Genomic DNA, 3,343 nt, shown 5'->3' with positions numbered 1-3,343 from the left:
CGCAGACGGTCGCCGAGACCCTTGTCGACGACAGGCTGGCCAAGAACATGGTCGCGTCCGGCCACCAGGAGTTCGACCGCGGCGATCTGCTCGCGGTCGAGTTCAGCGGCGCCGACGACGAGGCGGTGTGGATATGCGACCGGATCGCAGCCCTGCGGGGAACCCCTTTCCGGGACGACCGGGACGAGGCGCCGCGCGGCCTGAGCTGGTCGGACATGGCCGTCCTGTTCCGCAGCGTCGCCAAGGACGCCGACCCACTCGTCGCCGAACTGAAACGGCGGGACATTCCCTACGTCATCAAAGGTCTCGCCCGGCTGTTCGACGCGCCGGAGATCCAGGCCTGTGTGACGGCGTTCAGCTACATCATCGGTGAATCCGGCGCGGACGATGTGCGCGATTCCTGGAATGCCGCTGATATCGGTCTCGACGCCGCGGATCTGACCGCCGGGCTGAAAGTTCTCGACGAGGCGAAGAACTGGCAGCCGGGCGCCCGCTGGGGTTCCTACACCCTGCAGCGGACCTACCTCGACTTCCTCGAGGCCGTCGGCCTGCGGGAGGACACCGTCCCGTCGGCGGACGGCACGGTGCGCGGCGAGCTGGTGTTCTACAACCTCGGCAAGTTCAGCCAGGCGATCTCGGACTTCGAGCAGATCCACTTCCAGTCCGACCCGGCCAGGAAATACGAGGGCTTCGTGCGGTGGCTGACCCACCATGCCCCCGGCTACTACGCGGAAAGCGACGCCGACGTCGGATACGCCACCCCCGACGCGGTGACCATCGCCACCGTCCACCAGGCCAAGGGGATGCAGTGGCCGGCGGTGTTCGTCCCCGCCCTGCGGAAGAACCGCTTCCCGTCGAAGCGGCAGGGCGGGATAAACGTCTTCCACGTCATACCCGAGAACGCGGTGCCGGACGCGGAACGCTACCGGGGCACCGAAGCCGACGAGGCCCGGCTGTTCTATGTTGCCGTCACCCGGGCGCAGAAATACCTGGCGCTGTCCTTCTCGCCCGGAGGGTCATCCATGTACGCCAGGCGATCGGTGTTCTTCGATCTGGCGACCCGCAACCCGAACGTGCTCACCGCGGCACCCCCGGTGCGGACGGTCGCGCGGCTGGAACCGCGCCCGCGGCACGAGCTGCCGGATGTCACCCTGAGCTTCAGCGAGCTGAAATATCTGTTCGAGTGCCCGTACCAGTTCAAGTTGCGTTTCCTCTATGGATTCAACCCGCCGATCCATGAGGCGCTCGGCTACGGCAAGTCCGTCCACGACGTCATGGCGGAAATCCACAAGCGGGCCATCGACGGTGATCTGGCCTCGGCCGCCGAGGTCGCGGACCTGGTCGACCGGCACCTGAACGTCCCGTTCGCCTATCCGGCGCTGCGGGAGCAGCTCCGCGATGCCGCCCGCAAGGCCGTCAGCCGCTACCTCGCCGAGAACCGGGGAATCCTCGGGCAGACCCTGCACAGCGAGCAGCAGGTACAGGTACGGGTCGCCCCGGGCATCACGGTGGACGGCCGGATCGACCTCATCCGCCGCCTGGACACCAACGAGACCTCGATCGTGGACTTCAAGTCCACCGAGCGGGCCCAGGCCGAGGAGGTCACCCGCGACCAGCTGCACGTCTACGTCCTCGGCTACCAGGAGCTCACCGGCCGGCGGGCCGACCTGGTGGAGGTGCTCAACCTCGACGAGCGTTCCCGGAGCACCCGCGAAGTCGTCGACGAGTCCCTGCTCGGCGACATCCAGAACAAGATCCGGAACGCGGGGGAGGCGCTGCGCGCCAACGACCTGCCACGCCACCGGCACTGGTGCAAGGCATGCGCTACCTGCGACCTCGCCGGCATCTGCCGCGACAAGCCTGCCTGACGGAGGCCGGACAAGAATCAGTAAAATCATCTGTACCTTCTGGTATCCAGATATGTCCAGATATCGCGAGTGACGATTCCGAGAGATGACGGGGGCGGGATGGCACTGTCCAGGGCTGCGGCACGGCTGTACGCGGAGATCGGCCCCACCTGGTCCAACTGCGGTCCGTTGCAGAACCGCCTGAAGATACGGGGTGACACGCAGTTCGCCGCCGTCGTGGAGGAGCTTGTCACGGCCGGGCTGGCGGTCCTGGAGGGACGGCGGATTCGCCGAGCGGACGCCGGCGACGGCAACGCCCGCCTCCAGCCGGAGATGTCCGCCGACGCACACCAGATCTTCGACCGGCTTCCGCCGGACGGCAGCGCCATCGGTGGTCTGCAGCTCCGCGGCCTGGTCAGGCTTACCAACGATCGTTATCGGGCGGCCGTGGAGGAGCTCAAGGCCGCTGGCCTCGTCCGCCCGGGACGGGGCCGTGGCGGCACGCTCGCCCGCGCGGACGACGCGCTCCAGTCACCGGACGCCGAGGTGCCCGCAACCTCGCTGGACGACGCCAGGCTCACGCCCGCGGGCCCCGGGCAGCTGGTTCACCGGGAGTCCGAGCTGTACCAGCCGTTCGTCGACTGGTACCGGAGCGACCTCGACACCAGAACGCTCACGTTCGGCCACGTGCGCGAGACCGCGACCGCGCGTGGCCGGGCCCGGGCCAGCGGTCAGTGGTCCCGGCCCGACGTGGCCGCGGTTGAGGTGTGGAGCTCACCCCTGCTGCCCGACGTCGAACTCACGATCTCGTCCTTCGAGATCAAAAGGGCGTCGGAGGCCAACCGGCTGGAATCGCTCTATGAGGCGGCGGCGCACGGCCGGTGGGCGCACTACCCGAGTCTCGTCGTCGAAACGGCTTCTCCCGAGGCTGAACTGGCACTACGCGAGGACATCTGGCCGGAACTCGACAGGCTGAAGCTGGGTCTGTACACGATGTACAACCTTGGCGACGGGACCTTCCAGATAGAGAAGCACCTCTTTCCGCCGCGGCAGACGCCCGAGCTAGGTTACCTGGATGAGTTGCTGGAGCATTTCTTCTCGGAGGACAAAGCGTTGCGGGAGAAGTACCAGCAGGCGATCGGACGGTAGCCGGCCGCCTAAGAAGATCGGCACGAGTTTGTCGCTGTGTACGCTGACACAGCCAAAAAGCGTACACAGCGACAAACTCGTGCCAATCATGGTCTGCGTGGGTGGTTATCTCGCCTCGTCGAGCGAGGAAAGGGCCGTGGGTGGAGCCGTGACGGGGAAACGTGAAGTGTGCGAGGTCGGCAAGTGCGTCACCGCTCCGTTCGCGTACTTGTCCGGCGGTTCGATGGTGCTGCCGCGGACGGTACGGACAGGCTGGACGGGGTGGAGGCGGATGGATCGGATGCGGCGGGGGCGGCCGGTAGCGGTGTCGCCGGAGGTGTTGTGGCCGGGCGGGATTCGGTCGGGAG

General features: G+C 67.2%; 2 protein-coding genes. Both read left to right on the top strand.

Features of this window, described 5'->3' with window-relative positions; translation table 11 throughout:
- Positions 1–1,868, top strand: a 1,868-nt coding sequence (locus tag AC5LUJ_RS24005; protein WP_493465844.1) for a PD-(D/E)XK nuclease family protein, incomplete at its 5' end; no start/stop codon positions are given.
- 99 nt (positions 1,869–1,967) lie between these two features.
- A complete protein-coding gene (locus tag AC5LUJ_RS24000; RefSeq protein ID WP_493465843.1) occupies positions 1,968–2,996 on the top strand; it encodes a hypothetical protein in 1,029 nt (342 codons plus the stop codon).
- Positions 2,997–3,343: the final 347 nt, after the last annotated feature.

This window comes from Protofrankia sp. CiP1_Cm_nod3, from assembly GCF_982290655.1.
The sequence above is the reverse complement of the archived record's forward strand: the minus strand, read 5'-3'. Positions and strand labels throughout refer to the sequence as shown.